Origin of the sequence: Stenotrophomonas terrae (assembly GCF_001431465.1) — a bacterium.
In the GTDB taxonomy this organism is placed as follows: domain Bacteria; phylum Pseudomonadota; class Gammaproteobacteria; order Xanthomonadales; family Xanthomonadaceae; genus Stenotrophomonas; species Stenotrophomonas terrae.
This window is the reverse complement of the sequence record NZ_LDJJ01000040.1, coordinates 1-26,920: the sequence shown is the minus strand read 5'-3', so window position 1 is coordinate 26,920 and position 26,920 is coordinate 1. Positions and strand designations below refer to the sequence as shown.

Annotated in this window: 22 protein-coding genes; 17 read left to right on the top strand and 5 right to left on the bottom strand. The window is 64.2% G+C overall.

Annotated features, from left to right (window positions below; all coding sequences use genetic code 11):
- Window positions 1-44: 44 nt before the first annotated feature.
- Window positions 45-671: a hypothetical protein gene (locus ABB27_RS12290; RefSeq protein ID WP_057629036.1), complete on the bottom strand. Its 627-nt coding sequence runs from the start codon at window positions 669-671 to the stop codon at window positions 45-47.
- Between the two features lie 90 nt (window positions 672-761).
- A complete protein-coding gene (locus ABB27_RS12285) occupies window positions 762-3,200 on the bottom strand; it encodes a penicillin-binding protein 1A (RefSeq protein WP_057629034.1) in 2,439 nt (812 codons plus the stop codon).
- A gap of 214 nt (window positions 3,201-3,414) precedes the next feature.
- Between ABB27_RS12285 and ABB27_RS12280 the strand changes: the two genes are divergently transcribed.
- The 13 genes from ABB27_RS12280 (at window position 3,415) to tkt (ending at window position 18,987) form a co-directional block, all read left to right on the top strand.
- On the top strand, window positions 3,415-4,473 hold the full coding sequence (locus ABB27_RS12280) for a pilus assembly protein PilM (protein ID WP_057629032.1): 1,059 nt from the start codon (window positions 3,415-3,417) through the stop codon (window positions 4,471-4,473).
- A complete protein-coding gene (locus ABB27_RS12275; protein WP_057629031.1) occupies window positions 4,473-5,246 on the top strand; it encodes a PilN domain-containing protein in 774 nt (257 codons plus the stop codon). Before ABB27_RS12280 ends, ABB27_RS12275 begins: the two co-directional genes overlap by 1 nt.
- Entirely contained in the window at window positions 5,243-5,908 is a 666-nt protein-coding gene (locus tag ABB27_RS12270; RefSeq protein ID WP_057629029.1) for a type IV pilus inner membrane component PilO, read from the top strand. Before ABB27_RS12275 ends, ABB27_RS12270 begins: the two co-directional genes overlap by 4 nt.
- 32 nt (window positions 5,909-5,940) lie before the next feature.
- The gene (locus ABB27_RS12265) at window positions 5,941-6,441 is read left to right on the top strand and encodes a pilus assembly protein PilP (RefSeq protein ID WP_244479227.1); all 501 of its coding nucleotides are present in this window, start codon (window positions 5,941-5,943) and stop codon (window positions 6,439-6,441) included.
- A gap of 19 nt (window positions 6,442-6,460) precedes the next feature.
- Complete coding sequence (locus ABB27_RS12260; protein ID WP_057629024.1) at window positions 6,461-8,341, top strand: type IV pilus secretin PilQ; 1,881 nt, start codon at window positions 6,461-6,463, stop codon at window positions 8,339-8,341.
- A 102-nt stretch (window positions 8,342-8,443) separates the two neighbouring features.
- The gene (locus ABB27_RS12255) at window positions 8,444-9,463 is read left to right on the top strand and encodes an AAA family ATPase (RefSeq protein ID WP_057629021.1); all 1,020 of its coding nucleotides are present in this window, start codon (window positions 8,444-8,446) and stop codon (window positions 9,461-9,463) included.
- Between the two features lie 67 nt (window positions 9,464-9,530).
- Window positions 9,531-10,454, top strand: coding sequence for a DUF58 domain-containing protein (locus ABB27_RS12250; protein ID WP_057629020.1), 924 nt, complete (start codon window positions 9,531-9,533; stop codon window positions 10,452-10,454).
- A complete protein-coding gene (locus tag ABB27_RS12245; RefSeq protein ID WP_057629017.1) occupies window positions 10,454-10,906 on the top strand; it encodes a DUF4381 domain-containing protein in 453 nt (150 codons plus the stop codon). The genes ABB27_RS12250 and ABB27_RS12245 overlap by 1 nt, the downstream gene beginning before the upstream one ends.
- A complete protein-coding gene (locus ABB27_RS12240; protein WP_057629016.1) occupies window positions 10,906-11,904 on the top strand; it encodes a vWA domain-containing protein in 999 nt (332 codons plus the stop codon). The genes ABB27_RS12245 and ABB27_RS12240 overlap by 1 nt, the downstream gene beginning before the upstream one ends.
- Entirely contained in the window at window positions 11,901-13,727 is a 1,827-nt protein-coding gene (locus ABB27_RS12235; protein ID WP_057629014.1) for a vWA domain-containing protein, read from the top strand. Before ABB27_RS12240 ends, ABB27_RS12235 begins: the two co-directional genes overlap by 4 nt.
- Complete coding sequence (locus tag ABB27_RS12230) at window positions 13,724-15,400, top strand: BatD family protein (protein WP_057629012.1); 1,677 nt, start codon at window positions 13,724-13,726, stop codon at window positions 15,398-15,400. Before ABB27_RS12235 ends, ABB27_RS12230 begins: the two co-directional genes overlap by 4 nt.
- A gap of 57 nt (window positions 15,401-15,457) precedes the next feature.
- Complete coding sequence (locus ABB27_RS12225) at window positions 15,458-16,765, top strand: dicarboxylate/amino acid:cation symporter (protein ID WP_057629011.1); 1,308 nt, start codon at window positions 15,458-15,460, stop codon at window positions 16,763-16,765.
- A gap of 215 nt (window positions 16,766-16,980) precedes the next feature.
- Window positions 16,981-18,987, top strand: a complete 2,007-nt coding sequence (gene tkt, locus ABB27_RS12220; protein WP_057629009.1) for a transketolase — start codon at window positions 16,981-16,983, stop codon at window positions 18,985-18,987.
- Between the two features lie 350 nt (window positions 18,988-19,337).
- Here the strand turns inward: tkt and ABB27_RS12215 are convergent, their stop codons facing one another.
- On the bottom strand, window positions 19,338-21,296 hold the full coding sequence (locus tag ABB27_RS12215; protein WP_057629114.1) for an acetyl-CoA hydrolase/transferase C-terminal domain-containing protein: 1,959 nt from the start codon (window positions 21,294-21,296) through the stop codon (window positions 19,338-19,340).
- Between the two features lie 118 nt (window positions 21,297-21,414).
- On the opposite strand from ABB27_RS12215, the gene ABB27_RS12210 reads away from it, so the two are divergent.
- The 3 genes from ABB27_RS12210 to ABB27_RS12200 are packed head-to-tail and all read left to right on the top strand — an operon-like array spanning window position 21,415 to window position 23,972.
- Entirely contained in the window at window positions 21,415-21,789 is a 375-nt protein-coding gene (locus tag ABB27_RS12210) for a BlaI/MecI/CopY family transcriptional regulator (RefSeq protein WP_057629007.1), read from the top strand.
- Window positions 21,776-23,398 carry a TonB family protein gene (locus ABB27_RS12205; protein WP_057629005.1) on the top strand — a complete coding sequence of 541 codons (1,623 nt, stop codon included), beginning with the start codon at window positions 21,776-21,778 and terminating at the stop codon, window positions 23,396-23,398. The genes ABB27_RS12210 and ABB27_RS12205 overlap by 14 nt, the downstream gene beginning before the upstream one ends.
- Window position 23,399: 1 nt before the next feature.
- Complete coding sequence (locus ABB27_RS12200) at window positions 23,400-23,972, top strand: hypothetical protein (protein WP_057629003.1); 573 nt, start codon at window positions 23,400-23,402, stop codon at window positions 23,970-23,972.
- Between the two features lie 35 nt (window positions 23,973-24,007).
- Here the strand turns inward: ABB27_RS12200 and ABB27_RS12195 are convergent, their stop codons facing one another.
- Window positions 24,008-24,832, bottom strand: a complete 825-nt coding sequence (locus ABB27_RS12195; protein WP_057629001.1) for a S1/P1 nuclease — start codon at window positions 24,830-24,832, stop codon at window positions 24,008-24,010.
- A gap of 129 nt (window positions 24,833-24,961) precedes the next feature.
- Window positions 24,962-25,609 carry an OmpW/AlkL family protein gene (locus tag ABB27_RS12190; protein WP_057628999.1) on the bottom strand — a complete coding sequence of 216 codons (648 nt, stop codon included), beginning with the start codon at window positions 25,607-25,609 and terminating at the stop codon, window positions 24,962-24,964.
- A gap of 210 nt (window positions 25,610-25,819) precedes the next feature.
- On the opposite strand from ABB27_RS12190, the gene gap reads away from it, so the two are divergent.
- The gene (gene gap, locus ABB27_RS12185) at window positions 25,820-26,821 is read left to right on the top strand and encodes a type I glyceraldehyde-3-phosphate dehydrogenase (RefSeq protein WP_057629111.1); all 1,002 of its coding nucleotides are present in this window, start codon (window positions 25,820-25,822) and stop codon (window positions 26,819-26,821) included.
- The last annotated feature ends 99 nt before the right edge of the window (window positions 26,822-26,920 follow it).

Genomic DNA, 26,920 nt, shown 5'->3' with positions numbered 1-26,920 from the left:
CCGGGAAAGCCTCTGCCGACCATGGCTCGGCACTACCGGTGTGCCTATGCTTCCAGCGTCAGCAGCTGCTTGAGTTGCGCCACTGTCGCGCGCGGCAGGGGCTTGCCGTCATCCGGCGATACCGGTGGCTGCCGCAGGCCATCTTCGGGTAGCACCACCAGTTCGAAGGCGATGCCGTCGGCGGCGAATTCACAGCCCGGGTAGAGCTGCCTTGAGGAATGCCCGGCCAGGCGCAAAGACCAGGTGCGTGCTTCGGCAGGAATGCGCTGATCGTGCAGGAAGCGCTGTACCGCGTCGGGGTCATCGCAGTGCAGATGCAGGATGACCGGGCTGCCGGCGGCGGCAAGCCCACTCAATACTGCGCCTGCCAGGCGTGGCTGGAAGGCCTGCAGGAACTGCATGGCCTGCAGTGCGGATTCTCGATGCGCACGCAGCGCGCCGGGTTGGCTGGCAGAAGCAAACAGCAGCTGGTGTTCGCGCAGCGCCTGCTCGATCTCACTCAGCCGTGGCCACAGTGCTTCGCTGTTGATGCCCAGCTTGCTGGCGGCCTTGCGGCGCGCGTGTTCAAGATCATGGATGCCGCTTTCGGCGATCAGGCGAGCGGCTTCCTGCGCAATCAGCTGCCGTTCGCGGGCATTGCGTGGGAGGGAGTGCGGTGACGATGACGGCATCGGGCTCTACCTGGTGGCTGCTGGCCCGATTGTAGGCAGGTGGCGGGGCTTGCGTCCCGCCACCTGCTGGATCGATCAGAACCGGATCGATCAGAAGATGTCGAAGGCCGCGTCGTCGGTGGCGTGGTCCTGCTGGCCGAAGTCGAAGTCCTGCACGCGGTCCAGGTCCTCGGTCTTGACCCATTCGGTAGCGCCGTTGAGCGTTGCCTGGACCATGCCCGAGGGCGGATCGTTCTTGGCGATGGGGGCGTCCTTCAATGCCACGCGCATGTAGTCGATCCAGATCGGCAGTGCAGCCTTGCCGCCGTATTCGCGGTAGCCCAGCGAGCGGAAATCGTCGCGGCCAACCCATACCGTGGTTGCCAGCGGGCCACCGAAGCCGGAGAACCAGGCGTCGCGGTGGTCGTTGGTGGAGCCGGTCTTGCCACCCACGTCTTCGCGGCCCAGAACCTTGGCGGCGGTGCCGGTGCCGCGCTGGACCACGTCACGCATCATCGACACCAGCTGGTAGGCGGTGCGTTCATCGATGGCGCGCGGCGCGGTACGGGCGTTCGGGTTCACCGGCTTGGGTGCTTCGATGGTCTCAGGCTTGGCTTCGGCCGGCTTGGCGGCAACCGGTGCCGGTGCTGCCTCGGCGCCGAAATTGAAGCCGTCCACCACCTGGCTGACGGGTGCCGCACCGGCGCTCGAGGTGCCGCCGCAGCCGCGGCAGGCCATGGCCGGGTTTTCCTTGAAGATCACATTGCCGTCGCGGTCCTTGATCTCGTCGATGATCCAGGTATCCACGCGCGAACCGCCATTGGCGAACACGGCGTAGCCGCGTGCCACCGACAACGGGGTCAGCGAGGCGGTGCCCAGCGACATCGACAGGTTCGGCGGCAACTCGGCCTCCTGGAAGCCGAATTCGCTGATGTACTTGCGCGCATAGTCCACGCCCATGCTGTCGAGCAGGCGCACCGAGACCAGGTTGCGTGATTGCACCAGCGCCTCGCGCAGGCGCATCGGGCCGCGGAAGCCGCCGCCATCGTTCTGCGGCTGCCAGGTCTTGCCGCGGCGGTCACGGAACACCACCGGCGCATCCAGCACGATCGAGGCCGGGTTGAAGCCCTTGTCGAATGCGGCGGCATAGATGAAGGGCTTGAAGCTGGAGCCTGGCTGGCGCCGGGCCTGGGTGGCGCGGTTGAACTTGTTGCCAGCAAAGCTGAAGCCGCCGACCAGGGCGCGCAGTGCGCCGCTTTCAGCGTCCACCGATACCAGTGCGCTCTGGCCGCGCGGAATCTGGTCGATCAGCCATTCGCCTTCCTTGCTGCCTGCGCGCACGCGGATCATGTCGCCGCGGGTGACCAGCTTGGCCGGGCTGCGGTTGGTCCAGCGGCTTGCGGCCACCGGCAATACCAGTTCGCTGCGGTCGGCCAGTACCACGGTGATGCTGCCATCGGCATGGGTGGCCGAAACCACCGCCGGTTGCAGGCCCGACTGCGCGGGGATACCGGCGATATGCCGGGCCAGCGCGGTGTTGTCGGCGTCGGCGGAGATGTCGAAATGCTGCTCCACGCCATGCCAGCCGTGGCGGTGGTCGTAGGTGATGAGGCCGTCGCGCACCGCGGTGTTGGCGGCATCCTGCAGCTGGCCGTTGATGGTGGTGGTGACGTGGTAGCCCTTGTTGAGCACGTCGCCGCCGTACTTGGCGATCATTTCCTGGCGTACCAGTTCGGCCACATACGGCGCATAGACCTGCACCGGTGGCTCATGCGGGCTGGCATGCATGGCCACGGCCTTGGCTGCATCAGCCTCGGCCTGGGTGACGTAGCCCAGATCGGCCATGCGCTGCAGCACGTAGTTGTCACGGCGCTGGCGGGCACGCTCCGGGTTGCTCAGGGGGTTGCCGCTGGACGGGAACTTGGGGATGCCGGCCAGCGAGGCCATTTCGTCCAGGTCCAGCTCGGCCAGCTTCTTGCCGTAGTAGTACTCGGCGGCGGCGCCGATACCGTAAGCGCGGTTACCGAAAAAGCTTTTATTGAGATACAGCTCAAAGATCTCGTCTTTGCTCAACTCGCTCTCGATTTTGCGCGCAAGCAGGATTTCGGCGAACTTGCGGGTGTAGCTCACCTCGCTGCTGAGGAAGAATTGCCGCGCAACCTGCTGGGTGATGGTCGATCCGCCGGGTACGCCGTCCTTGGAGCCGGTGCGCGCGATCAGCCACACGGCGCGGGCGATACCTTTGTAATCGATGCCGTCGTGCTGGTAGAAACGGGCGTCTTCGGTGGCCAGGAAGGCTTGCTTCAGGCGCTCCGGGACGTCCTTCATCTGCACCGGGTAACGGCGGGTTTCGCCGAATACCGCCATCAATTTCCCTTCGTTATCATAGACATACATCGGCTCCTGCAATTCAACATTGCGCAGTGCCTGCACGTCCGGCAGCTTGGAAGAGACAACGTAATAGAGCGAGCCAAGGGCGATTGCGCCGACCAGCGAGAAGGCGACAAAGAGGGCCAGCAGCCAACGCAGCCAGCGACGAAAACGTGGCATCCAGAAGTCCCGATTGCGGTTTTTGTAGCCGCAGAGTATAGATTACGCAGGGGAGCGGCTGGGGCCGCGTCCTGGGGAGAGCAAATGAGATACAGCTGGGCGGCGTGATGCAGATCGCGTCTCGCATTCCGGATGGTTGCCATTTGCTGAAAAAACGTTATTAATGCGCCGGCGCAACACTTGCGTCCAAGTGCCCGTCGGCAGGGGAGAATCCGTGGGGCTTATCCCAAAGAGTCAGACGCCCATCATTGGCGTCGACATCAGTTCGACTGCGGTAAAGCTATTGCAGCTTTCCCGCAGCGGTAACCGTTTCCGCGTGGAACATTACGCCGTGGAACCTCTTCCGCCGAATGCGGTGGTTGAGAAAAACATTGTCGAAGTCGAAGCAGTCGGCGAAGCGATTCGTCGGGCTGTTGCGCGTTCAGGCAGCAAGGCCAAGGGGGCGGCCGCCGCTGTTGCTGGTTCTGCGGTGATCACCAAGGTGATTCCGATGCCAGCGGATCTGGACGAAAACGACCTGGAAGCACAGGTCGAGCTGGAGGCGGTGAACTACATCCCGTACCCCATCGACGAAGTAAACCTCGATTTCGAAGTGCTGGGTCCAGTGCCGAACAATCCAGAAATGGTGCAGGTACTGCTGGCCGCTTCGCGCTCGGAGAACGTGGAGCTGCGCCAGTCCGCGCTGGAGCTCGGTGGGCTGACCGCCAAGGTGATGGATGTGGAGGCGTTCGCGATTGAGAACGCATTTGCATTGGTTGCCAGCGAGCTGGCTGTACCCAGTGATGGCGTGGTGGCGCTGGTCGATATCGGCGCAACCATGACCACGCTCAACGTGTTGCGCGGCGGTCGCAGCCTGTACAGCCGCGAACAGGTGTTCGGCGGCAAGCAGCTCACCGACGAAGTGATGCGCCGTTACGGGCTGAGCTACGAGGAAGCAGGCCTGGCCAAGCGCCAGGGCGGCTTGCCGGAGAGCTATGAGGTTGAAGTGCTGGAGCCGTTCAAGGAGGCGACAGTGCAGCAGATCAGCCGCCTGTTGCAGTTCTTCTACGCCGGCAGCGAGTTCAACCGTGTCGATCACATCGTGCTGGCGGGCGGTTGTGCCGCCCTGGCCGGTTTGCCGACCATGGTTGAAGAACAGCTGGGTGTGGCCACATCGGTAGCCAATCCCTTGGCACAGATGACGCTGGGACCGAAGGTCCAGGCGCATGCACTGAACCAGGATGCACCGGCGCTGATGATCGCGACGGGTCTGGCCATGAGGGGGTTTGACTGATGGCACGGATAAACCTATTGCCGTGGCGCGAGGAGCGCCGCAAACAGCGTCAACGTGAGTTCTACGGGATGCTGGGCTTTGCCGCGCTCAGTGGCGTGGTGCTGTCGGGCTTGCTGTGGTTTTTCTTCAGCCAGCAGATCAGCGGGCAGAACGAGCGTAATGCCTACCTTGATGCGGAAATCGCCAAGGTCAAGGAGCAGAACAAGGAAATCGACCGCCTGGACGTGCAGAAAAAACGTCTGCTCGACCGCAAGAAGGTGATCGAGGAACTGCAGGGCAAGCGTTCGCAGATGGTGCACCTGTTCGATTCGCTGGTGCGCACCATTCCTGATGGCGTGGTGCTGACCGCGCTGCAGCAGGAGGGCGATACGCTGACTCTGGAAGGTCGCACGCAGTCCAATGCCCGTGTCAGTGCCTATATGCGCAACCTCGAGACCTCCGGTTGGATGACCAGCCCGGAACTGACCATCATCGAGGCGCGTGCACAGGAAAAGACCGGCAGCGTTGTCGATATCAAGTCCTTGCCGTATGTGTTCACCCTCAAGGTGAAGTTGCCTACGCCGGGTGAGGGTCAGTCCGAGGACGGCGAGCTGGTGGCCACCGATGCGGCTGCGCCAGCAGCGGCTGCTGCACCGGTTGCACCCGACGCGGCGGCACCTGCGGCACCAGCAAGTACGGCACCGGCCGCTCCTGTTGCCCCGGCTGCTGGGGCTGAGCAGCCCAAGAGCGAGACGGCACCGGCGGCACCGGCGCAGAAGGAGGCGCGTTCGTGAGCAAGAAATTCAACGCCAAAGATCTGGATTTCAACAATATCGGCGCCTGGCCACGCAACCCGAAGATCGTGTTCTGCGTGCTGCTGTCGTTGCTGATCATCGGTTTGTCGTACCTGCTGGTCGTCAGCGGTCAACGCGACGAGCTGGAGGCCCTGGTCAGCAAAGAGGCCAAGCTGCGCGATGAGTTCGAGAAAGAGCAGAAACGCGCTGCCAACCTCGAGCCGCTGAAGCTGCAGCTGGCACAGATGGAGCAGGTACTGCAGCAGATGCTGCGGCAGTTGCCGAGCAAGACCGAGATGCCGGACCTGATCATCGACGTTTCCCAGACAGCGCTGTCCAGCGGTTTGAACAACGAGCTGTTCAAGCCGGGCGACGAAACTCTGAAAGAGTTCTACGCCGAGAAGCCGATCGCTCTGCGTCTGGTGGGCAGCTATCACCAGTTTGGTGCCTTCGTCAGCGGCGTGGCCTCGTTGCCGCGCGTGGTTATCCTGACCATGCACGACATCAATCTCAAGCCCAAGGGCGGGCAGGGCGTGATCACTCCCGGTGGTGCGCTGGAGCTCTCCGGTACGGTCAAGACCTATCGTTATCTGGATGACACCGAGTTGGCCGATCAGGAAAAGGCGGCTGCCGCCGATGCCAAGAAAAAGGGAGGGAAGTGATCATGCGTAAAACTTCCTCCTTGGCGCTGGGCATGGTGTGCATGCTGCTGTTGGGCGGTTGCGCCCGCAGCATCACCAGCACACCGGGCGATGCGCCGAATCTTGAGAAATGGACCGCCGATGTGCGTGCTCGTCCAGCCGAACCGCTGCCGCCGCTGCCGGTGATGCAGCAGTTCGAAACGTTTGAATACTCAGCCCAGGGGCTGCGTGATCCGTTCAGCGACGCCTGGGTTTCCGATGACGGCAACAACCAGTTGCGGCCTGATCCGAACCGTCGCAAGGAACCGCTCGAAGCGTTCCCGCTGGACAGTCTGGACATGGTCGGGACGATCGGCAACGGAGCTGCTGCCGTTGCACTGGTGATGGGGCCGGACAAGGTCACTTACCGTGTACGTCCAGGGGTGTACATGGGCCAGAGCGATGGCCGTGTCACCGGCGTACGCGAAGACGGGATCGAGTTGATTGAACTAGTGCCGGACGGTGCAGGTGGCTGGCTGGAACGCCCAGCCTCGCTTGCACTGGACGATCGTTGATTGATTAGGGGATAGCACGATGACTTTTACCAAAGCCCTGAGCCTGCGTCCCATCCGGCGCCATGCACTGGTCCGCGTCTGCGCCCTGGGAGTGGCGTTGGCAGCGGTGTGCGGCTCTTCCTTCGCAGCACAGCCTGTTGCGGGTGTCGGCGGCGCGGCCGCAGCCACCCAGCAGGCAGTGAAGGCGGTTTCCGTTACCAAGATCGACTTCAAACGGGGCGACGACGGTACGGGACGGCTGATCATGCAGTTCGATGGTCAGGGTGCAAGCCCGGACCTGCGCAACCAGGGCAACAACGTCGTGATCGACGTTGGCAATGCCGTGTTGCCGGCTGAACTGCAGCGGCCGCTCAATGTGGTTGATTTCGCTACACCGGTGCAGCGTATCGACGCCAAGCCGTCGGGGCAGGGTTCGCAGCTGGTGCTCAGCACCAACGGCGCATTCGACTCGCTGGCCTACCAGACCGGCAATGAGTACGTGGTCGAGATCACCCCGCGCAAGGCCGACGTGGCTACTGGTGCGGTGACCTCCAAGACCGTTGCCCAGGCTGCGGCTACGGTTGCAGCACGTGGCTACAGTGGGCGTCCGGTGACCTTCAACTTCCAGGACGTGCCGGTGCGCACCGTGCTGCAGTTGATTGCCGAGGAGTCCAATCTCAACGTGGTCGCCTCTGACACGGTGCAGGGCAATGTGACCCTGCGTCTGGTCAATGTGCCGTGGGACCAGGCACTGGACATCGTGCTGCGTGCCAAGGGCCTGGACAAGCGTCGTGATGGTGGCGTGATCTGGATTGCGCCGCAGCCGGAGCTGGCCAAGTTCGAGCAGGACAAGGAAGATGCGCGCATCGCGATCGAGAACCGCTCGGATCTGATCACCGATTACGTGCAGATCAACTACCACAGCGCCACGACCATTTTCAAAGCGCTGACCGAAGCCAAGGGCATCGGCGGCGGTGGTGGTGAGGGTGGTGGTGGCCAGAATGAGAATGGCTTCCTGTCGCCGCGTGGTCGCCTGGTTGCCGATGAGCGCACCAATACCTTGATGATCAGTGATATCCCGAAGAAGGTCGCGCAGATGCGTGAACTGATCGCGGTGATCGATCGCCCGGTCGACCAGGTGCTGATTGAAGGCCGCATCGTGATTGCCAATGACACCTTCGCCCGCGACCTGGGTGCGAAGTTCGGTATCGGCGGCAAGCGGACCTACAACGAAGGTGACAATGAGGCGACGATAGGCAACACCACCAACGGTGTGGGCAACGCCAATCGTGGGCTCAACGTCAATCTGCCGGCGGGTAGCTTTACCACGGCCAATGGCCTGGGGCCGAGCCTTGCCTACACCTTGCTGGGTGCGAACTTCAATCTGGATCTGGAGTTGTCGGCATTGCAGGAAGAGGGGCGTGGTGAGGTCATTTCCAACCCCCGTATCGTCACCGCCAACCAGCGCGAGGGCGTGATCAAGCAGGGTAAGGAAATCGGTTACGTCACCATTACCGGCGGTGTAGGTGGGGCCGCTGCTACGCCGAACGTCCAGTTCAAGGAAGTGCTGCTGGAGCTGAAGGTCACCCCGACCATCACCCAGGACAACCGCGTCTTTCTCAATATGAATGTGAAGAAGGACGAGGTTGATGAGTATCTGCCGATTACAAATTTCGGCGTGGTGCCGGTCATCAATCGTCGTGAGATCAATACCGCAGTGCTGGTGGATGACGGTCAGACCGTAGTCATTGGTGGCGTGTACGAGTTCAGTGATCGTGAGAGCGTCAGCAAGGTGCCGTTCCTCGGCGACGTCCCGTTCCTTGGCAATCTGTTCAAGAAGCGTGGTCGCAGCAAGGACAAGGCCGAGCTGCTGGTCTTCGTGACCCCGAAGATCCTGCGCGTGGCCAAGGCCGCTCAGTAAGCACTTGTTAGCGTTAAGGAAAAGGGCCGCTAAACGCGGCCCTTTTCCGTTTGCTGGCCGGTGTTTGGAACCATTTCATCGTAGATCAGTCAAACTGCGCCTATGAACCTGCCTCCCCAACTGCCCAACCACGCTGATGCCCCGGTCCGCGACAGCGGCCTGCATCAGGAATTCACTGCATTGCGCGATGCCCTGGCCAGCGAAATCGTTGGCCAGTCGTTGCTGGTCGACCGGTTGCTGACTGCCTTGCTGGCCGATGGCCACCTGCTGGTGGAGGGCGCGCCCGGGCTGGCCAAGACCACCGCCATACGGGCGCTGGCCTCGCGGATCGATGCCAGCTTCGCGCGCATCCAGTTCACCCCGGACCTGCTGCCCGCCGACCTCACCGGTACCGATATCTGGCGCTCGCAGGAAGGTCGTTTCGAGTTCCAGGCCGGGCCCATCTTCCATCCGATCCTGCTGGCCGACGAAATCAATCGCGCCCCGGCCAAGGTGCAGTCGGCCCTGCTCGAAGCGATGGGCGAGCGGCAGGTAACGGTGGGCCGCAACACCTATCCCTTGCCGGACGTGTTCCTGGTGATGGCAACGCAGAACCCGATCGAACAGGAAGGCACCTTCCCGCTGCCCGAGGCGCAGCTGGATCGCTTCCTGATGCATGTGCGCATCGGCTACCCGGATGCCAGTGCCGAAACTGAAATTCTGCGGCTGGCGCGTGAGCGCGCCTTGCGCGCAATGCGGCCGCAGCCCTCGACGATCGAGAAGATATCGCTGCAGAAAATCGAACAGGCGCGCCGTGAAGTACTGGAACTGCATATGGCGCCGCAGCTGGAGCGCTATCTGGTTGCGCTGGTGCTGGCATCGCGTGACGCCAGCGCCTATGACGCCAAGCTCGCCAAACGCATCGCCTGGGGCGCAAGCCCGCGTGGCTCGATCGCGCTGGAACGCTGCGCGCGTGCCCGCGCCTGGTTGGCCAACCGCGACTATGTCACTCCGGACGACATCCGCGGCGTCGCCGCGGATGTACTACGCCATCGCGTGCTGCCCAGTTATGAGGCCGCGGCCGAAGGCTGGGATGGGGAGCGCCTGGTAGCAGCCCTGCTTGAATGCGTGCCCCTGCCTTGAGGCTGGGTGTGATGACGTTCGCCGCAATTGAAATGACACGTGGCTCGCGCCCGCAGGCGGGCCGGCGATGACGGCACCCGTAGCCAAGCCGGCAGCAGCTGCCGAGGATGGCATCCGCCCGCAACTGGCCGAGCTGATCGCATTGCGCGGCTCGGCCAATGGCGGAAGAAAAGCCAGGCGCGGGCATTACGCGGTAAGCGGCCGCGCGGCATCCATGCTGCGTGGTCGCGGGATGGAATACGCCGAGTCGCGCGAATACGTGGCCGGCGATGATGCGCGGCATATCGACTGGAAATTGACCGCGCGTACCGATGCCACGCATACCAAGACCTTTCAGACCGAGCGCGAACGGGTCACCTTGTTGATCGCCGATACCGCGCCGGCCCTGTACTTCGGCACACGGGTCCGCTTCAAGTCGGTGCAGGCGGCGCGTGCAGGCGCGGTGGCAGCTTGGTCGGCACTGCGTGATGGTGATCGTATCGCGGCACTGCGCGGTTCTCCGCAGCAGGCCTTGGTACCGCCAGCCGGTGGTACCCGCGGGGTATTGCGGGCCCTGGATGCGCTGGTGCGTTGGTATGGCGAACGGCCGGTCGATGACGGTGGTTTGCAACTGGCATTGGAGCAGGCTGCGCGGGTGTTGCATCCGGGCGCGCGGGCGGTGGTATTGGCCGATCCGATCAGCGCGCAGGCGGTGCCGGCCGCGACCTGGTCGGCGCTGGCAATGCACGTGGAAGTGGAGTTGGTGTTGTTGCTCGATCCGCTGGAAGTTTCGCCGCCGCACTGCGTGTTGCCACTGGCAACGCCGTCGGGTCGTGTGCAATTGGACCTGACCGCGTCCGCTGTGCGCCAGACCTGGCACGAGGCCTTGGTTGGGCCGGTGGAAGAATTGTGCCGGCAGTTGCCCGGCCGTCGTATCCGCGTCAGCACGCTGCTAAGCGATGACGCCAGTGATGCCTGGTTGGGCATGGCGCCGAACAGGAGCGTGGGCTGATGGCCGCACAATTGCCGCTGCGTGACGTGCACCTGCCGGCCGCGCCGGGGTGGTGGCCACTGGCGCCGGGCTGGTGGCTGCTGATCGGCGCCGTGCTGCTGGTAGTGCTGACCGTGCTTGTGATCTATTTTCTCCGCCGGCGCAGATTGCAGCGTTGGATGGCCTTGTTTGATCGGCAGCTGCAGGCCGCAGCACAAGGGCCGGCGCAGTTGGCGGCGGCCTCGGAGTTGCTGCGGCGCGCGGCGCGCCAGCTGGATCCGCAGGCGGTACAGCTGCAGGGCGAGGCATGGCTGCGTTTTCTCGACGGTGGCAAGCGCAAGGATTTCAGCAGTGGCGCAGGCCGGCTATTGCTGGACGGCGGTTTCCGCCCGCAGCTTGAAGGCGAGCAGGTCGAACGCGCCTGTCAGCTGGCGCGTGCCCGTTTTCTGGAATTGATGGCTGGGCGGCGCTGATGCAGGACATTCTCGCAAACGGATTGAGCCTGTTGCCGAACTTCGCCTGGCCGTGGGCGTGGCTGGCTTTGCCATTGCCGTTGTTGATGCTGTTGTGGCCATTGCGCGAAGAGAACGGCGCCGCCCTGCGCGTGCCCTATGAGCCTGCGCGCCTGCAACTGCAGGCCTCCTCGCGCACTGCGGCGGTGCTGCAGATGCTGCTGTTGTGGTTGGCATGGCTGTGCCTGTGTGCGGCGGTGGCGCGACCGCAACACCTGGGTGAACCGATCGAACCGCCACGGCAGGCGCGGCAGATGATGCTGGCGGTGGACCTGTCCGGCAGCATGAGCGAGCCGGACATGCAGCTCGGTGGCCAGGTCGTGGACCGGCTTACCGCCGCCAAGGCGGTGTTGGCGGATTTCCTCGAGCGCCGCGAAGGCGATCGTATTGGTCTGCTGGTGTTTGGCCAGCGCGCCTATGCCTTGACGCCACTCACGGCCGACCGCGCCACCGTGCGTGATCAGCTGCGCGACAGCGTGGTTGGGTTGGCTGGGCGCGAGACCGCATTGGGCGATGCGATTGCATTGTCGGTAAAGCGCCTGCGCGAGCAGCCGCAGGGCCAGCGTGTGGTGATCGTGCTCACCGACGGCGTCAATACCGCAGGTGTACTGGAGCCATTGAAGGCGGCCGAACTGGCCAAGGCCGAAGGCGTGCGGGTTTACACCATCGCCTTTGGTGGCAGCGGCGGCATGTCGCTGTTCGGCGTGCAGCTGCCCGGCGCCGATGACCAGGTTGACGAAGCCACCTTGACCAAGGTCGCCAGCGAAACCGGCGGGCGTTTTTTCCGTGCCCGCGATACCGAGGAGCTGGTCAAAATCTATGCCGAACTGGATCGGCTGGAACCCGTGAAAGATGCCGGGCCGGCGGTTCGTCCGCGGATTGAACGCTATCCCTGGCCCTTGGGGTTGGCCTTGATCCTGGGTGTGCTGGCACTGGCGTGGCGGGGGTTGCGGTCATGATCAACTGGCAGGATCTGCATTTTCTGCGGCCGGAATGGTTGTGGGCCTTGTTGCTGGTGCCGGCCGCCGTGCTTGGCGGCTGGTGGCGCCGTCATCGCAGTGCGCGATGGCACGATGCGGTGGATCCGCACCTGCTCGCGCACGTGATCAGTGATGGCCGCAAACGTGGTTGGTGGGGCAGCGTTGCCGTGGCGCTTGGTTTGACCCTGGCGGCGCTGGCGCTGGCGGGACCGAGTTGGCGGCAGCTTGAACAGCCCCTATGGGAGTCGAAGACGCCGCTGGTGATCGTGCTGGATCTGTCCAGCAGCATCCGCGCCACCGATCTGCCGCCATCGCGGCTGCTGCAGGCACGGGCCAAGCTGGCCAGCCTGCTACGGGAGCGCAAAGGCGGCGAAGTAGCGCTGGTCGCCTTCGCCTGGGAACCGTTTACCGTCGCGCCGTTGACCGACGATGCGGCCAATGTCGCCTTGTTCCTCGATGCCTTGGCACCTGAGGTTATGCCGGTCGATGGCCAGCGCCCGGACAAGGCACTGCAGTGGGCCGGTGATCTGCTGAAGCAATCTGGCGCACGCAACGGCGAGATCCTGTTGTTGACCGATCACGCCGACGCAGCGGCCCTGGCCGAGGCTGCCAGGTTGCGTGTTGCGGGCTACCGGGTGTCGGCGATTGGTCTGGGCAGCCTGCAAGGTGCGTCCTACCGCGATCCGCGCGGTGCGATCGAACAGGCCCATCTGGATGAAACCTCGCTGCGGGCGCTGGCCACGGCCGGTGGCGGTGGCTATCAGCGTATTGCCAATACGTCGGCGGACCTGAAGGCCCTGGGTGTACTCGAACCGCAGGCCGGCGCGCAGGATCGCCAGTTGCAGGCCAGCAGTGGCAAGCAATGGCAGGACGAAGGTTATTGGCTGTTGCCACCCTTGCTGTTGTTGGCACTGTTCGCATTCCGCCGGCCACGCCGGGTAGTGCCGGTGCTGGCCTTGTGCCTGTTGTTGCCGATGTGGCAACCGGCGCAGGCGGCCGAGCAGGGTGGTTGGTGGCAACGCGCCGATCAGCGCCAGCACCAGCGCCTGGGCGAAGGCGTTGACGCCTACCGGCTTGGTGATTTCGCCACCGCGCAGAAGAAGTTCGAAGGCATCGACAGCGATCAGGGCTGGTACAACCTGGGCAATGCGCTGGCTCGCCAAGGCAAGTACGACGAAGCCATCGAGGCCTACGACCGCGCCTTGAAAGCGCATCCCGGCATGCAGGATGCGCTGGCCAACCGTGCAGCGGTGGATGCCGCGCGCAAGCGCAAGTCGCAGCAGGGGCAGCAGGGGCAGCAGGGCAAACAATCCAATCCTTCCAAGCCGCAGCAGGGCAAGGATCAGCCCGGGCAGCAGGGCCAGCAGCAGAACCCTTCGCAGCAGAACCAACAGGGCCAGCAGGGCCAGCAATCCGGGCAACAGGGTCAGCCGCAGAATGGGCAAACGGGCCAGCCGTCGAACCCGGCGCAACAAGGCCAGCGGCCCGCCGAGCAGAACCCGTCGCAGGACGGCAGCCGGTCGCCGGACAAGGGCGAGCAGCCGCCGCAGAGCGAGGATGCCGGCAGGCAGCAGCAGGCCGACCAGGCCCAGCGCCAGCGCATGGCCGAGGCGATGCGCCAGCAACAGGCCGGCGAAGGTGAGCAGCAGGACGGTGCCGTGGCAGCGGCGATGACGCCGGCCCAGCGCGAACAGCAGCAGGCCGTTGAAGCCTGGATGCAGCGGGTGCCGGACGAACCCGGTGATTTGTTGAAAGCAAAGTTCCAGCTCGAGTACGAGCGACGGATGCGGGAAAAACGATGACAAAGAACCACCCATCCTTGCGCCTGCAGCGCTGGCTGCTGCTGAGCCTGCTGGCCTTCTGCGGCCTGCTGCAGGCACAGACCCGCGCCTGGCTGGATCGCGACAGCATCACCCAGGCCGAGAGCATCACCCTCACCATCGAGACCGATCAGTCCGGCGCGCCGGATTACACGCCGCTGCAGGCGGACTTCACCCTGAGTGCGCAGAGCAGCAGCCGCCAACTGCAGATGGGCGGTGGCGCCACCCGCAACAGCGCGCAGTACGCGGTGACGCTGACGCCGCGGCGCACCGGCATGCTGGATATTCCCGCCCTGCGGGTTGGCAACGCCAGCACCACGCCCTTGCTGGTGAAGGTGGAAGCGGCACCGATGGCCAGCCGCGACAGCAATGCGCTGGCCTTCATCGAAACCGAGGTCGACGACAAGCAGCCCTACGTGCAGCAGAGCGTGGGGGTGGTAGTGCGGCTGTATTTCGCCACCCAGCTGGCGTCCGGCGAACTGGTACTGGATACACCGGCGGCGGCTTCGCTGCAGCGCATTGGCGATGACCGTACCTCCGTACGCGAAGTCAACGGGCGCCGCTACAACGTGGTGGAACGGCGCTTCTTGCTGATCCCCGAACGCAGCGGGCCGCTGCAGCTGGCCGGTGCACGCTTCAGCGGTCAAGGCGCCGGTGGGTTCTTCGACGATTTCTTTGGCCGTGACAACGGCCAGCTCAGCGCCCAAGGCGCGGACCAGACCCTGCAGATACGGGCCACGCCCGTCAATGCGCCGCAACCCTGGCTGCCGCTGAAGAACCTGCAGCTGCGCTACACCGCTGCGCCCAACAGCGGACGCACTGGCGAGGCCATCGCCATCGAAGTGGAAGCCATTGCCAGCGGTGCGACCAAGGCGCAGTTCCCGGAACTGCCGGTGCCCTCGCTGGGTGACAGCGCCCAGGTATTCGCCGAACCGCCGCAATACGATGAGACCTTCGACGGCGCCAGCCCGCAGTTGAAGCTGACCCGACGCTATTCGATCGTGCCGCAGCAGACCGGCGCGCTGACCGTGCCTGGCATCCAGATGGCGTGGTGGGATGTGACGGCCGGGCAGGCGCGTACCACCGCGTTGCCTGCGCTGAATCTGCAGGTTGCCCAAGGCAGCAACAACGCCATGCTGCCACCACCATTGGCGCAGCCAGCGGCGGCCGGTTCGCCGGCACTGTCTGCGACAGCACTACCTGCTGCAGGCGACCCGGCCAACAACTGGCTGTGGCCTGCACTGGCCGCGGGTTTTGCCCTGTTGTGGCTGGCCACCCTGATCTGGGGACTGTCGCGCCGGCGCGCGACTGTCGTTGTCCAAGGCACGCGCGCCAACGTTGCCAACGCGACGGGTTCGGCCTACGGCACGGCCGATCTGCGGCGAGCGCTGGATGCCGGCAGCCTCGACGAGGTGGCGCATATTCTGGCGGCGATGGCCGGGGTGGATGGCCTGGATGCGGTGCTGGACAGGTTGGATGACCCGGCCCAGCGCGAGGCCTTGCAGCGCATGCAACGCGCACGCTGGGGCGGCGAGGGTGATGTAAGTGCCGCCCGCGCCCGTCTGCGGGAGGTGTTCAAAGCCGGTCCGCGTTGGCGGCAAACCGCAGTGGTGGAAAAACCGCTGTTGGACCCTCTTTATCCGGGACAAAGCTGAAAAGGGCGGCTGTACACCGTCTGTTAAGCTGATCCATTCTCGGAGGGAAGCCCACCTATGGCCAACGCAGCAACGACCACAGCCAAAATGCCGTTCCACTGGAAAATAGGGATCGGCTTCGGCGTCGGCCTGCTGCTGGGTCTGATCGTGCACCTTGTCAGTCCGGATGCGGCCTGGGTGCATACGGTAACCACCTATCTGACCACGCCGGTCTCCGGGCTGTTCCTGAGCCTGATCTTCATGCTCATCGTGCCGTTGATCTTCTCGGCGCTGGTGATGGGCGTGTCGGAGATGGGGGACATCCGTTCGCTTGGGCGCATCGGTTGGAAATCGCTGGCCTACACCATCGTGCTGTCCGGCGTGGCGGTATTGATCGGCCTGGTGCTGGTCAATCTGTTCCAGCCAGGGGCGGGCGTTGATCCGGCGGTGGCGGCCAAGCTGCTGGCCGAGAACGCCGAACGCAGCAAGGCAATAGTGGCCGGTGCCGGCACCGCGCCCAAGGGCCTGGATATGCTGCTGTCGATCGTGCCGGACAACGTCATCGACGCGGCTTCGGACAACGGCAAGATTCTTTCGCTGATGTTCTTCGCATTGATGCTCGGTATCGGCATGGTGCTGTCGCCGGCCGAGAAGGTGGCCACGCTGCGCAAGACGATCGAAGGTCTGTTCGAGATCTCGATGACCCTGATCAACCTGGTCATCCGCCTGGCGCCGTACGCAGTGGCCTGCTTCATGTTCAATCTGGCCGCTATCTTCGGCTTTGACCTGCTGATCAAGCTTGGCGCCTATGTGGGCGTGGTGGTGCTGGCGCTGGCCACCCATATGTTTGTCAGCTACGGCATCGCGGTGAAGCTGGCCGGGCGCTCGCCGATCCAGTTCTTCCGGCAGACCCAGGAAGCCACGGTGATGGCGTTTTCCACCGCCTCGTCCAATGCCACCTTGCCGACCGCGTTGCGGGTGGCCGACCAGATGGGTTTCCCGCACAAGGTTTCGCGCTTTGTTCTGACGGTTGGTGCCACCGCCAACCAGAACGGCACAGCCTTGTTCGAAGGTGTGACGGTGATCTTCCTGGCCCAGTTCTTCGGCGTGGACCTGAGCATCGGCCAGCAGTTCATGGTGATGGTGGTCTGCATCCTCGGCGGCATCGGTACCGCCGGTGTGCCCTCCGGCTCGCTGCCGGTGGTGGCGCTGATCTGCGCCATGGTCGGGGTCAACCCGGCCGGTATCGGACTGATCCTGGGCGTGAACCACTTCCTGGACATGTGCCGCACCGCGCTGAACGTGACCGGCGACCTGGCCCTGACCACCCTGGTGGCACGTGGCGAGAGCGATGACAGCATGGGAAGACATCACCCGCAGGGCTGAGCCTGCTTGATCCGTGCTTTTGACGGCCATCCTGAACGGGGTGGCCGTTTTTGTTTCTGGGGTTGGGGAGAGGGGGGGGCTTTCGAGCGGAGCGCCCCTCCCTCGACCGGACCCTAGGTAAACCGGCATCAGTTTTTACGGACTGATCCCGGCGGTAGCTTGTGGGACAATAGGCCGCCCGCAGTTCCGCGGGAGCCTCCTGATTCTGACGACCCATGACGCAGCCCACCCGCCGCCAGTTGGCGAACGCCATCCGTTTCCTTGCCGCTGATGCGGTCGAAGCCGCCAAGTCCGGTCATCCCGGCATGCCGATGGGCATGGCCGATATCGCCGAAGTGCTCTGGAACGACTATCTCCGTCACAACCCGAACAATCCGAAGTGGTTCAACCGCGACCGTTTCGTGCTGTCCAACGGTCACGGCTCGATGCTGCACTACGCGCTGCTGCACCTGAGCGGCTACGACCTGCCGATCGAAGAACTGAAGGCCTTCCGCCAGCTGGGCAGCAAGACCGCCGGCCATCCGGAGCGTCACGAAACCCCGGGCGTGGAGACCACCACCGGTCCGCTGGGCCAGGGCTTGGCCAATGCCGTGGGTTTCGCGTTGGCTGAGAAGCTGCTGTCGCAGCGCTACAACCGCCCGGAATTCGAAGTTGTCGATCACCGCACCTGGGTGTTCATGGGTGACGGCTGCCTGATGGAAGGCATCTCCCACGAAGCCGCCTCGCTGGCTGGCACCTGGGGCCTGAGCAAGCTGGTCTGCTTCTGGGACGACAACAACATCTCCATCGACGGTGAAGTGGAAGGCTGGTTCACCGACAACACCCCGGAACGCTTCGAGGCCTATGGATGGAACGTGGTGCGCGACGTCGACGGCCACGACCCGGCAAGCATCAAGGCCGGCATCGAGCAGGCGCTGTCGCAGTTCGACAAGCCGACCCTGATCTGCTGCAAGACCACCATTGGTTTTGGCTCGCCGAACAAGGCCGGCCAGGAATCCAGCCACGGCGCACCGCTGGGCAAGGACGAACTGGAAGCCACCCGCAAGGCGCTGAACTGGCCCTACGGCCCGTTCGAGATTCCGGAAGAAATCTACGCCGGCTGGCGCGCTGGCGGCACCGGCACCCTGCGTCAGGCCGAGTGGGAGCAGCTGTTCGACAAGTACGCAGCACAGTTCCCGGCCGACGCCGACGAACTGACCCGTCGTTCGCACGGCGAGCTGCCGGGCGATTTCATTGCCCAGGCCGACGCGTACATCGCCCAGGTGCAGGCCGAAGCGCCGAACATCGCCTCGCGCAAGGCCTCGCAGAACGCCATCCAGGCCTTCGCACCGCTGCTGCCGGAAATCATCGGTGGCTCGGCCGACCTGGCCGGTTCCAATCTGACCCTGTGGAAGGGTGCGCAGACCGTGGTCGGCGAAGACCCGCATGCCAACTACGTGCACTACGGCGTGCGTGAGTTCGGCATGAGCGCCATCGCCAATGGCCTGGCCCTGCACGGCGGCTTCCTGCCGTTCGACGCCACCTTCCTGGTGTTCAGCGACTACGCCCGCAACGCGCTGCGTATGAGCGCGCTGATCCCGGCGCACGTCATCCATGTGTTCACCCACGACTCGATCGGCCTGGGCGAAGACGGCCCGACCCACCAGCCGGTGGAGCACGTGTCCTCGCTGCGCTACATCCCCAACAACGATGTATGGCGTCCCTGCGATGCGGCCGAATCGGCGGTCAGCTGGAAGGCCGCCATCGTCCGCAAGGATGGCCCGAGCTGCCTGATCTTCAGCCGCCAGAACCTGGCCCCGCAGCCGCGTACGGCCGAGCAGGTGCAGCAGATCGAACGCGGTGGTTACGTGCTGGCTGATGCAGCCGGTACCCCGGACGTGATCCTGATCGGCACCGGTTCGGAAATTGGTCTGGCCGTGGCCGCCAAGGCCGAGCTGGACGCTGCCGGCATCAAGACTCGTGTGGTGTCGATGCCGTGCACCGACGTGTTCGATCGCCAGGACGCGGCTTACCGCGAATCCGTGCTTCCGAACGCCGTGCGCAAGCGCGTGGCCGTTGAAGCCGGCGTCACTGGTTTCTGGCGCCAATACGTGGGCCTGGACGGTGCGGTGATCGGCCTGGATACCTTTGGCGCATCGGCCCCGGCCGACAAGCTGTACAAGCACTTCGGCATCACCACCGAAGCGGTTGTGGCAGCAGCCAAGGCGCTGACCGCAAACTGATCGCCTTGCATTACAGGTGTTGAACAAAGGCCGGGGAAACCCGGCCTTTGTTTTGGTTTAGCCCCACCTGTAGTGCCGAGCCATGCTCGGCAGGGGGCTTTACCAGCGAAAGGCTACCCCCTCCTCAACCCTCCCCTTCGCTGCGCGAAAGGGAGGGAGCAGGTCTGTAGTGCCGAGCCATGCTCGGCAGAAGCCTTCCCGGTATTCCAACCATTGTAGGAGCGGCGTAAGCCGCGAAGCTGAGAGCATCTGGCTATCGATGGCCTTGCCGATTGCCAGCTTCGCGGCTTACGCCGCTCCCACAAAAAAACCGGCCTTCTCAGCGCCCGATCAGGTGCCGATGCAAACCATCAAGCTTTCGCCGTACTCCGTGCCAGACCAACCCGCAACAGCCCGGCATTGAGCCGCTCGCCAAAGCTGCGCGGGCGCTCCAGTCCCATCCGCTGCATGTACATCGCATCGTTCTCGGCAGCCGGCTGGCGCAGTGCCGTCAACACGGTGCGCAGCTTGCCCATCGGCGTGGCCGTCGCAGATTTCAGCCATCCGAGCGCCCGCAGCAGATCCTGTTCGACCGCATCAAAGTCACTGCCCAGCGGGTAGTCGGGCAAGCTGCCATCGGCGCGGAACGGCGCCAGCGTCGCGCGCAGCACTTCGGCGCGGTTCTGTTGCCAGCTTACCGGCGCGAGGAAGTCCGGTGCGAGCTTCTTCGAGGCTTTGGCCTGTTCCAGCAAAGCCGGCTGGAAGGCCGCATCGGTGATGCCGGTCATGGCGCTGACGCAGTCTTCGTCGGTCATGTTGCGCAGGTCGGCAATGCCGTATTCGTTGACGAAGATGTCGCGCAGATGGCGGGGAATGGTGGTGTGGCCATAGTTCCAGCGCACGTTGGACTGCGCCTTTCCGCCGTCTTCGCGCACCGCGCGGAACATCAGGATGCTGCGTGCATCGGGCAGGGCGTGTGCCATCGCCACGAAGTTGTACTGACCGCCGACACCAGACACCACGCGGCCGTCTTCCAGTGCATCGGAGGCGGCTGCGCCGAGCGCGCTGGCAATCATGCAGGAGTTGAAGAAACGGGCATCGCGACGTTGCAGTCGCTCCAGCGCTTCGTTGCCGCCGTACAACTGATTGATCTCGCTTATGCGGCGCATGCCGATGGCGCTGCGCTCAGCCTCGGGCAGCCTCCGCAGCCAGTCGTAGAACTCGGATGAGCCCAGATAGAACGCGCCGTGCAGGTACTCGCCTTCGCGTGCGAGGCGGCCGCGGTCGCCGTTGCTGGCGGTGCCGTCGGCCAGGCGCTGCATCAGGCCCAGGTCATCATGCACCTTGCGCCAGATCACGCCGGTCTGCACCAGCTTGCGGAAGCCTTCGTTGAGCATTTCGCTGCAGCCGTACAGGCCGATTTCAAACGGCCCAAGCCCGCCGGCTTCGCGCACCAGCGGGTGCTCGGCCAGCTGCGGATCCAGCGCATGCAGAATCTGCCGATAGCGCGCGTTGTCGGTATGTCGCAGCACCAGCGCGTGGCTGAGCGCATCGGCCAGGGTGCCAATGCCGATCTGCAGGGTGCCGCCGTCGCGCACCAAGGTGCTGGCATACAGGCCGATGGCGTAGTCGGCATCGCTGACCGGCTGACGCGGCAGGCCGAACAGCGGCGGATAGGGGCCGGGTGGGGTGATGACAAGGTCGAAGAAATCCGGATCGACGGCGGCGGTTCCACCCAGCCACGGCAGTTGCGGATCAATCTCGGCGATCAACAGCGGCTTGGGCAGGCCGCGCGCGGCGATGGCATCCAGCGTGTCCTGGGTGATGTCGTTGTTGCACGACAGCGATAGCTGCTCGCTGCCCTCGCGCCAGGCGACTTTCTGCACGATGGCATTGGGCGCGCGCTGCGCCACCGCATCGGCGGCATGCGTGTAGTTCAGGCTGGTGTAGTAGCGCTGCGCTTGGGTCGAGCGCAGCAGCGCGCCGGATTGCATGTAGAACTCTTCCACCTGTACATGCGCGGGCAGGGCGTCGCGGACGATCGCGTCCGAGTAGGCCAGGCGCGGGAAGTCCTTGCCGAAGTGGCGTTCCACGAAGGGGCGCATGAAGCGTGCTTCCAGGCCGTCACCTTTTGCTTGTGGCGGATTCAGCGACAGCGCGGTGTACAGCTGCAGCGGCCGCGCCGGGTCGTGTTCGATACGCGCGTACAGGGCATTGAGCAAACGATGTGGCTTGCCCAGTGCCAGCGGTGCGCCGATGCGCAGGGGGCCTTGGATGTTGCTCAGCAGCCAGTCCACGGCGGCATCGAGGTCGGTCACGTGATGGGGCATGGTGTCCGGTATCTGCGGGGGTGTCGGCATTACAGCATGTCGCCCCTGAATCACTTGGTGAGGGCTTGACAGGGCTTTCGTTTACTCGTGTAATCGATAAAAATTACAGGCGTAAACGATGATCCGTATCAGCGAGGCCGAGGCCGTGGTCATGGAAGTCCTTTGGGGGCAACACCCGCTGTCCGCAGAAGAGGTTATCGCGCGCCTGCCCGGCGGCAATGACTGGGCCGAAGCTACGGTCAAGACACTGCTCAACCGTCTGCTCAACAAGGCAGCGATCGGCGCCGCCAAAGATGGCCGGCGCTTCCTGTATGCGCCGCTGGTGCAGCGCGATGCCTGGTTGCTGGAAGAGAGCAGCAGCCTGATCGAGCGGCTGTTTGACGGCCGGGTTGCGCCCTTGGTCGCCCATTTCAGCCAGCACCAGCGGCTCAGCCGCGAGGACGTGGCCGAGCTGCGCAAACTGCTGGAGGGGCTCGACGATGACCAGCGCTGAGATCCTGGCACTGCTGCTCAAGACCACCTTGGCCAGCAGTGCTGCGGTTGCGCTGGCGCTGATCCTGCGCCAGCCGCTGCGGTACTGGCTTGGCGCAAGCGCTGCGTATCTGCTTTGGCTGCTGTTGCCGGTAGCGCTGCTGGCGGTGTTGCTGCCTGCACCGCAGGTCGCGGCGGTGCCGATGCGGGTCAGCGAGGTGGCCGTGCAGGTTGGGCAGGCGGTAGTTGCCGGCCCTGCGCTGATAGCGCATTGGCCGCTGTGGTTGTGCTGCGCATGGCTGAGCGGAGTGCTGCTGATGGCGTTGCGTCTGTATCGCCAGCAGCGGAATTTCCAGCGCGGGCTGGGTCGGCTCAGCCAACGCGACGATGGTCTGTGGCAGGCGCAGACGGTGGCGGGGTTGCCTGCGGCGATGGGCTTGTTGCGCCCGCGGATCGTGCTGCCGGCCGGTTTCGAAGCGCGCTACCTGCCGATCGAGCAGCAACTGGTGCTGTTGCATGAACGCGTGCATCTGCAACGTGGCGACATCGTGATCAACGCCTTGTTGGCGCTGTTGCAGTGCCTGTACTGGTTCAACCCGCTGTTGTTGTTCGCCCTGCGCTGCTGCCGCCAAGACCAGGAATTGTCCTGCGATGAACGTGTGATTGCCCGGGTCTCGGGTGCACGCCGCAGTTACGGCGAGGCCATGCTCAAAACCGGGCTGGCCGCGTCCCCGCTGCCGGTGGGGTGTCACTGGCAGAACCATCATCCATTGAAGGAGCGTATTGCCATGTTGAAGCGTCCCGTACCGGGCAGGAAGCAGTGGTGTGCCATGTTGGTGCTGTCGTTGGGTTTGTCGTCCGCTTTCGGCTATACCGCCTGGGCTGCGCAGCCGGGCAAGGCGGTGTCCATCTCCACGTCGACATCGTCTTCTTCTTCATCCACATCCACAACGACCGGCAAGGGCACGGTGTATTCAACCTTCGTGGAGGCAACACTGGATGGTAATAAGCAGCGCTTCGAGCTGCAGCAGTCGGCAGGCACACCGTTCTCTTTCAGCGCCAGCTCGGACCAGGGCGTGCAGTGGGCAGCGGAGTTCACCCTGCAGCCTGCCGCCGACGGCATGCTCACGCTCAAAGGCAGGCTGAAGGCGAATGGGGATCTGATCTCGTCGCCGATCTTGCTGATCAAGCCCGATGTGGCTGCAGGCATCGAAGTGTCCACTGCTGACGGGCGCTCGACCTGGGTGCTGGAGCTGCGCTCGGTCGCTTTAGCGGCGGGGGATCCGGCCATCGTATCGGCAGCTTCCAGCAACGCCGAGCAGGTTGCCTTACCGTATGCCGGGCGGATGCCGCCGCCCAGCTATCCGCGCGATGCGATGGATAGCCGCACCACCGGCAAGGTGGTGCTGCGTATCGCGGTGGACGCTGAAGGCCGGGCGACCGACGTGGTCGTCACCGAGGCGCATCCCAAGGGTGTGTTCGAAGCGACCTCGATTGCCGCTGCACGGCAGTGGCGCTTCGCGCCGGCGATGAAGGACGGCAAGCCGGTTGCCGGCGTCATCAAAGTACCGATCTCGTTTGATATGGACGATGAAGAAATGCATTACTCCGAAACCCAGAGCAGGGGCTGAGGTGCGCGGGAACGTCGTGGTGCTCGCCGCACTGATGCTTGCCGGCTGTGCGACGCAGCCGGCCAAAGAACAGGTGGGCAGCAGTTTCAACCTCAACCAACACCGGCAGGTGCTGACGCCCGAGTCTTCCGGTGGCGCAGGCGAGATACAGCCCTATCAGTTGGCCGCCACGGAAAGCTTCCGCATGCCGGTTGCGGTAAGGGATGCTGATCCGCTGTTGCCGTCGGAGTACGCCAAGCGTTCGTTGGCTGCCACAACGGTATGCGTGAATGTCATCCTGGATGCGCAGGGGCGTGTGGAACGTAGCACGCCACTGTTGGCGCACTCGGCCTGCGGCGCGGGAAGCGATGCGGCTAATGTGGGTCTGCTGCAAGCTGCGCTGACAGCCACCTCCGGGTGGTTGTTCGAGCCGGCTGCGGTCTGTCATTACGCTGCCGGTGTGCAGGCGCCTTCGAACGGGGATTGCACAAAGGCCGCACGCATCGAGGTGGTGCCGGTAACCCTGCCCTATGCCTTCACCTTCGAAGTGGTTGAGGGCAGGGCAGTGGTTCGCCGCGAGGATAGCTTGCACTGAGTGCACGCCTGCTCGGCAGCAGGCGTGTTGATTGCTCAGGGAGTGTCGAGCAGCTGGTTCAACAAGACCGCCAGCTGTTCACCGCCCAGGCGAAGCTGGGCCTCGGCAACCGGCTCCCAGGTCGCGGTGTAACGCTCATCGATCTTGTGACCGCTCGGGTACAGGCCTTTGCGAGTGGCGATGCGGCAGGTCTGCTCGGCCCACAATGCGGGGTCGCGCTGCAGGTCCGGTGCGCGCAGGCGGCCCGGCGACGGCAGTGCCTGCAGGCGTTGCAGGAACCGGTCGTCGTTCAACTGCAGCGTGTAGAACATGCCGCTGTCCCAGACCGAATGCAGGTTGGTGCCGCGGCCGTTGAACTGCAACTGGTAGTTGTTGCCGCCGCGGTCGTGGCCATAACCGGCATGCAGCGGCTGGTGCAGGTCACCGACCAGATGTACGACGAACTTGAGCGCCTGCAGACGTTCGGCATCGCTGAGCTGGCGGTTGGCCAGCAGCGCGCTTTGTTCCTGCAGGGCGCCGACCACGCAGTTGCCGTTGGCGCAGTGCTTGGGCGGGGAGAACGCGCAGTCGTCCTCGGCCATGTTGACGTAGTGCCAGCTGGCCGAACGCTTGCCCAGGTCGGGATCGTTGCCGCGCAGCTGGTCGGCCCAGGGCGCGATGCTGCTGAGGCTGGCGCCGGGTTCGGCAGCCAACAGGCGGTCAATTTCCGCCTTGGTGGCGGGGTGGAGATTGGGTTCGGCAATGCGCGCGACCAGCCGGTGGCCTTGTGCGCCCCATGCCAGGGCCTGGCCGGGGATCAATGCGGAAACAGCGAGGGTGATGCCGACAGCCGGCAACAGGAGACGGTGGAGCTTGTTCATGCCGCCATTCTAACGGCTGCGGTGGGGCCAGCTGCGTGCGCCAGATGGCGAAACACGCCCCCGGCGGTAGCCGGGGACGTGCTGGTTGGGGGAGGGTAGTGCCTGCTTGCCCTGCAACCGCGGCAAGGCTCAGAACTTGAAGACGTACGCCACGCCGTACACCAGCGGATCGATCTTGGCGGTGCCCAGCGAATTGCCGTTGACCTTCACCTTGGTGTCGATATCGGCCCAGCGCATGTCAACACGCAGCGCGCCCTTGTCGCTGACGGCGAAGTCCAGGCCAGCATGTGCTGCCAGGCCCCAGGAGTCTTCCAGCTTCAGCTTGGTGCCGGCCAGCGCGCCCTTGCTGTCGGTGCTGAAGAACTTGGTGTAGTTCACGCCCAGGCCGACGAACGGAGTGACCTTGCTGCTGTTGGTGAAGTGGTACTGCAGCGAGACCACCGGCGGCAGCTGCTTGGTTTCGCCGACCTTGCCGACACCGTTGATGCTGACATCGTGCTTGAACGGCAGCGCTGCCAGCACTTCGACGCCAATGTTGTCGGCGACGAAGTATTCAAAGGTGACGGTCGGCTTGACGTCGCTGTCGACCTTGGTGGACAGCTTGCCCAGGCCCAGCGCGGCACCGTTCAGATCACCGGCATCGGACTTCGGGTCAACGGCATGGACGCCGACGCCCAGGGTCCAGTCGCCCTTGGACTGGGCCATGGCGGGGGCGGTGGCAGCCAGGGCCACGGCGGCAGCCAGGCCGGAGAGCAGCAGGGCGGAGGTCTTGCGCATGTGTAATTCCATTGCTTGGTGGAGGTGGCACCAGTGTCGGGACCGGGCCGGGGGAGCGCTTTGATCCTGATCAAACACGGGTTTGTGCTCAGCTGGCGCTCAGCTGCGGCCATGCCCAGGGCGGCCACGGGGCGGGCAGCTGTCCTGTTAGAATGGCGTCCCCTTTCCACCCCCGCCGCAACGGCTTTGCGGCTGCAGGAGCTTGTGAACATGGCAATCAAGGTCGGCATCAACGGTTTCGGTCGCATCGGGCGCAATGTGTTGCGTTCGGCAGTGTTGAACTTCGGCAATGACATCGAGATCGTGGCCATCAACGATCTGCTGGAGCCGGACTATCTGGCTTACATGCTCAAGTACGACTCGGTGCACGGCCGTTTCAAGGCTGATGTGGAAGTGTCGGGCAGCGACCTGCTGGTCAACGGCAAGAAGATCCGCCTGACCCAGGAGCGCGACCCGGCCAACCTGAAGTGGGACGAAGTGGGCGTGGACGTGGTGATCGAATCCACCGGCCTGTTCCTGACCAAGGAAACCGCGCAGAAGCATCTTGATGCCGGCGCCAAGAAGGTGATCCTGTCGGCCCCGTCCAAGGACGACACGCCGATGTTCGTGTTCGGCGTGAACCACAAGACCTACGCCGGCCAGAGCATCGTCTCCAACGCCTCGTGCACCACCAACTGCCTGGCCCCGCTGGCCAAGGTCATCAACGACAAGTGGGGCATCAAACGCGGCCTGATGACCACCGTGCATGCGGCTACCGCTACCCAGAAGACCGTTGACGGCCCGTCCAACAAGGATTGGCGCGGCGGCCGCGGCATCCTGGAAAACATCATTCCGTCCTCCACCGGCGCCGCCAAGGCTGTTGGCGTGGTGATCCCGGAATTGAACAAGAAGCTGACCGGCATGAGCTTCCGCGTGCCGACCTCGGACGTGTCGGTGGTCGACCTGACCGTCGAGCTGGAAAAGGAAGCTACCTACGCTGAAATCTGCGCCGAAGTGAAGGCACAGAGCGAAGGCGCGCTGAAGGGCATCCTGGGCTACACCGAAGACAAGGTGGTGGCCACCGACTTCCGCGGCGAGACCCACACCTCCGTGTTCGACGCCGAAGCCGGCATCGCCCTGGACAGCACCTTCGTCAAGCTGGTCAGCTGGTACGACAACGAGTGGGGCTACTCCAACAAGTGCCTGGAAATGGTGCGCGTCGTCGCCGCCTGATCCACTCGGTAGGTAGCAAATAGAAAGGGCGCCTCGCGGCGCCCTTTCTGCGTTTCAACGTCCTCCCTTTCGCCGCAGGCGAAGGGGAGGGTTGGGAGG